At 69.2% G+C, this 2191-nt stretch carries 2 protein-coding genes; both read right to left on the bottom strand.

From position 1 onward, the window contains the following. Positions 1 to 68 precede the first annotated feature (68 nt). The gene (gene istB / locus ACIBST_RS48885) at positions 69 to 896 is read right to left on the bottom strand and encodes an IS21-like element helper ATPase IstB (protein WP_397180295.1); all 828 of its coding nucleotides are present in this window, start codon (positions 894 to 896) and stop codon (positions 69 to 71) included. Next, a complete protein-coding gene (istA, locus tag ACIBST_RS48880) occupies positions 896 to 2119 on the bottom strand; it encodes an IS21 family transposase (RefSeq protein WP_397180294.1) in 1224 nt (407 codons plus the stop codon). The genes istB and istA overlap by 1 nt, the downstream gene beginning before the upstream one ends. Positions 2120 to 2191 lie beyond the last annotated feature (72 nt).

Raw genomic sequence — 2191 nt, 5'->3', positions numbered from 1 at the left:
TGTCAACGACGGCCGAATTCTGACCCCCTAACGACGGTTGAATCTTGACCCCCTGATGTTGTCGTTGACTACTGCTCGTGCTCGGATCGGGTCGGTGGGACCCGGCCCAGGTCGCGGTTCTTCAGCCGGTAGCTGTCTCCCTTCAGCGAGATCACTTCGGCGTGGTGGACGAGGCGGTCGATCATGGCGGCGGCGACCACGTCGTCGCCGAATACCTCGCCCCACCGGCCGAAGGGCTTGTTGCTGGTGACGATCAGGCTGGCTCGTTCGTAGCGGCTGGAGACCAGCTGGAAGAACAGGTTGGCGGCCTCGGGCTCGAATGGGATGTAGCCCACCTCGTCCACGATCAGAACCGGGATGCGGGCCAGCTTGACCAGCTCGTCCTGGAGTTTGCCGGCGGCGTGGGCATCAGCCAGGCGGGCCACCCACTCGGCCGCGGTGGCGAAGGCGACCCGATGCCCGGCCTGGCAGGCGCGGATCCCCAACCCGATCGACAGGTGCGTCTTGCCGGTGCCGGGCGGGCCAAGGAAGACCACGTTCTCCCGGGCGGCGACGAAGTCCAGCGTGCTCAGATGCGCGATGGCCTCGCGCTTGAGCGAGCGCTGGTGGTCATAGTCGAAGTCCTCCAGAGCTTTGCGGGCCGGGAAGCGGGCGGTGCGGATGCGGGCCTCGCCGCCGTGGGAGTCGCGGGCGGCCACCTCGCGTTGCAGGCAGGCGGCCAGGAACTCCTCGTGCGTCCACGCTTCGGCGCGGGCTCGTTCGGCCAGCCGTTCGACGGCGGCTGCCAGCGACGGCGCCTTCAACACCCGGGTCAGATAGGCCAGCTCAGCAGCGACGTTGCGCCCGCTCGCGGCCATTGTCGGCGCGGTGGCGGTGCTGGTGGTTCGTGCGGCCATCACGCCACCACCTCGATGCCGAGCAGAGCGTCGTAGTCGCTGAGCTGGCGCTGTTCCACCTCGGTGTCCACCGGCGTGGCCACGGCCTGCAGCCGGGCTGCGCGCAACGCCGCCGCGGCACCGGCGTGAGCGGGATCGGTGATCGTCTGGTGGACGTCCCAACAGCGCTCGTGCCGGGCCACCACCTGCCCGGCGCAGGTCACCGTGACGTGTTCCAAGTCGGCGACGACCTCGACCAGGCGGCCGATCGCGGACGGGTGGACGGAGTAGTCGTTGGAGGCAACGCGCACGTAGTGATCGCGCGCCAGCCGGGTCGAGCTGCGCCAGCCCACGGTCGGTGGCACTGGCGGCAACGCGACCATCGCCGCCCGATCCGCGCTGATCCGGTCAGCTGGGCGGCAGTCCAGGCGCCGATGATGGCGCTGGTTGGCCCGCTGCAGCCAACCCTCCAGCTGGGTGTTGAAGTCGTGCGGGCCGGTGAAGGCGCGGCCCGGCATGAAGGAGGTTTCCAGATAGCCGTTGGCCCGCTCGACCAGTCCTTTGGCCTCCGGATCGGCGGGCCGGCACTGCAGGATGCGGGCACCCAAAGTGCCGCGGAAGGCTTCGGCATCCTGGGTGAGCTGCGGGCGGCCGCCCTTCCACGCCCCGATGGCGCCCTCGTTGTCCCACACCAGCGTCTTGGGGGTGGCGCCGAGCAGGGACAGCAGCGCCCACATCCCGGCGAACAGATCCCCCGCCGCACGGGAAGGCAGCATCCGGGCCAGCAGCCAGCGCGAGTAGCCGCAGACCAGGACCAGCACCGGCAGGCTCATCCCACGGTCGGGGCCGACCGGGATACGTGCCGGCGGGAACCACAGATCGCACTGCGCGAGTTCGCCCGGCTGGTAGCTGGTGCGCGAGGCCGGATCGACAGGCCGGTACTCCGGCCGGATCTGCCGGATACGGTTCTTGAGCACGGTGATCGATCGCTGCCAGCCGATCCGTTCGGCGATCACCGTTGCCGGCATGTCTGGCCATTGCCGCAGCAGCGCCCGGATCTGTGGTTCTGCCGCATCCACGATCGACTTCTTACTCGGCCGCTGGTACTTCGGCGGCTCCTCTGCCGCCAGCGCCCGCCGCACCGTGTTCCTGGCGATGCCCAGATGCCGCGCGATCGCTTTGATCGGCATGCCCTCGGCCCGGTGCAACCGGCGGATCTCCGCCCAGTCCTCCACCTTGATCACCCTCCAGAGTGAACTGCAAGGGGGTCAGATTTCGGCTGTCGCCTGGGGGTCAGTATTCACGCGTCGTCGACA

It is taken from the genome of Nonomuraea sp. NPDC049684, from assembly GCF_044465345.1.
In the GTDB taxonomy this organism is placed as follows: domain Bacteria; phylum Actinomycetota; class Actinomycetes; order Streptosporangiales; family Streptosporangiaceae; genus Nonomuraea.
This window is presented reverse-complemented; position numbering and strand designations above follow the sequence as displayed.